General features: G+C 71.3%; 3 protein-coding genes. 1 reads left to right on the top strand and 2 read right to left on the bottom strand.

What is annotated here, in order from left to right; all coding sequences use genetic code 11:
- Window positions 1-471: LysR family transcriptional regulator (locus AC1D15_RS26640; protein WP_477828367.1), on the bottom strand; the 471-nt coding region annotated here is incomplete at its 3' end.
- A gap of 100 nt (window positions 472-571) precedes the next feature.
- Between AC1D15_RS26640 and AC1D15_RS26635 the strand changes: the two genes are divergently transcribed.
- Complete coding sequence (locus AC1D15_RS26635; RefSeq protein WP_477828366.1) at window positions 572-1,231, top strand: NADPH-dependent F420 reductase; 660 nt, start codon at window positions 572-574, stop codon at window positions 1,229-1,231.
- Here the strand turns inward: AC1D15_RS26635 and AC1D15_RS26630 are convergent.
- Window positions 1,232-2,540, bottom strand: a 1,309-nt coding sequence (locus tag AC1D15_RS26630; RefSeq protein ID WP_477828365.1) for an aldehyde dehydrogenase family protein, incomplete at its 5' end; no start/stop codon positions are given.

Genomic DNA, 2,540 nt, shown 5'->3' with positions numbered 1-2,540 from the left:
CACCAGGCTCGAATCGCTCGCATGGCCGCCGCGCAGCGCGAGCTCGTAGCCCTGCGCGATCAGGTCGACCTGCCGGGCGTCGAAATCCAGCTCCACCATCAAACCCGGATGGCGCGCCCGCAGGCCCGGCATCAGCGGCAGCACGAAGTGCTGGCCGTAGTTGCTCGGGCACGAGATGCGCACCCGGCCGCTCGGCTCGGCGCGCTGTGCCGCGACCGCGTCGACCGCCGCATCGAGCGCATCGATCGCGATGCGCGCCCGCTCGAGGAAGGCCTCGCCCTCCGTCGTGAGCCGCTGCACCCGCGTCGTGCGGTTGAGCAGACGCACGCCGAGCGAGGCCTCCAGCGCGGCCACGTTCTTGCTGACCGCCGCCCCCGAGATGCCGAGCGCCTTGGCGGCCGCCGCGAAGCTGCCGCGGTCGGCGGTCTGCACGAACGACAGGATGGCCGGCACCCGCTGCGCTGCATCCATTCCCAACCTCGGGTTATGAGTTCATGAACCTTCAGCCATCTTACGTTGAGGATGACCGGTTCGCACAATGCCTTCCATCGACATCTACCTGGAGCCCCACATGCCTTCTTCCACTTTCGCCATCCTTGGGAATGGCACCGTCGGCACGACGCTCGCGAAGGGCTTCGCCGCCCGCGGCGACCGTGTCGTCTTCGGCAGCCGCGACAGCGCCGGCGCCAAGGCCCGCGCCGCGCTGGACGCCGTCCCCGGCAGCACCGCAGCCAGCCTGGTCGATGCCGCCCGGCAGGCCGACAGCGCCGTCATCGCGCTGCCGTGGGCGGCCGTGAAGGGTGCGTTGACGCCGGCCCTCGCCGACGCGCTCGCCGGCAAGACCGTGATCGACGCCGTCAACCCGGTCGACTTCAGCTCGGGCCAGCCGGCGCTCGCCCTCGGCTTCACCGACTCGGCCGGCGAGACGGTGCAGCGGCTGCTGCCGCAGTCGAAGGTCGTGAAGGCCTTCAACATCATCACGGCGTCGCACATGGTGCAGCCGAAGCTGCCGGACGGCGAGCCGGACATGTTCATCGCCGGCAACGACGCCGGCGCCAAGGCCGAGGTCGCGGCGATCCTGCGCAGCTTCGGCTGGCGCAGCGCGATCGACCTCGGCGGCATCGAACAGGCCCGCTTGCTGGAGTCGCTCGCGATGATCTGGATCCGCTACGGCTTCGGCAACAACCACTGGAGCCACGGCTTCAGCCTGCTGAACCGCAAGCCGGACTGATCAGGCCCCCGCGAGCACGCTCTTCGGTTCGAGAAACGCCTCGAGCCCGAACGCGCCAAACTCGCGGCCCAGGCCCGACTGCTTGAAGCCGCCGAACGGCGCGCGCGGCTCGTTGTGCAGCCCGTTGATCAGCACCCGGCCGGCCTGCAGCCGCGTGGCCACCGCGCGGGCGCGCGCCGGGTTCGACGACGCGACGTAGGCCTGCAGCCCGTAGACGGTGTCGTTCGCGATCGCGACGGCGTCCTCCTCGTCGCAGTAGCCGATGAGGGCCAGCACCGGCCCGAAGATCTCCTCGCGGGCGATGGTCATGTCGTTGCGCACGTCGGCGAACACCGTCGGGCGGATGAACCAGCCGCGCGGCAGGCCGTCGGGCCGGCCCTCGCCGCCGGTCACCAGCCGGGCGCCCTCGGCGATGCCGATCCCGATGTAGCGCTGCACCCGATCGAACTGCCGCTGGCTCACCATCGGCCCGATCGCCGTTGACGGATCGGCCGGGTCGCCGACCCGCACCTGCGCCACCGCATCGCCGATGCGCTGCGCGTACTCCGCCATCCGCACCTGCGGCACCAGGATGCGCGTGCCGGCGATGCAGGCCTGGCCGCTGTTGATGAAACCGGCCGCGACGGCGAGCTTCACCGCCGCGTCGGTGTCCGCGTCGTCGAGGATCACGGTCGGCGACTTGCCGCCGAGCTCGAGCGTCACGCGCTTCATCGTCTCGACGCCGGCCCGCAGGATGCCCTTGCCGACGGTCGTCGAGCCGGTGAACGAGATCTTCGCGACATCGGGGTGCGTGGCGATCTCGGCACCGACCACGTCGCCGCGGCCGTTGACGATGTTGAACACGCCCGGCGGCAGGCCGGCCGCGTGCAGCGCCTCGGTGACGACCTGGGTCTGGATCGCGCTCATCTCGCTGGGCTTGATCACTGCAGTGCAGCCGGCCGCGATCGCGGTGGCGAGCTTATTGCAGATGAAGCCGGCATTCGCATTCCACGGCGTGATCAGCCCGACCACGCCGACCGCTTCCATCACGACGTCGGCGCTGCCGATGCGCCGTTCGAGTGGATAGGCCTCCAGCGTCTGCGCCGCCAGCAGGAAGGCGTCGGCCGCGTACTGCGCGCCCCACTGCGCCCGCGACACCGGCCCGCCGTACTCGAGGATGGTCGCGTCGCGGATGTCGTCGACGCGCGCCAGCACCGCCCGGTGCAGGCGGCGCAGCATCGCGACGCGCTCGGCCTTCGGGCTGCGCGACAGGCCGGGCAGCGCGCGCCGGGCGGCGGCGATCGCGCGGCGCGCATCCTCCACGTCACCG

It is taken from the genome of Rhizobacter sp. P2_H2, from assembly GCF_056403375.1.
This window is presented reverse-complemented; position numbering and strand designations above follow the sequence as displayed.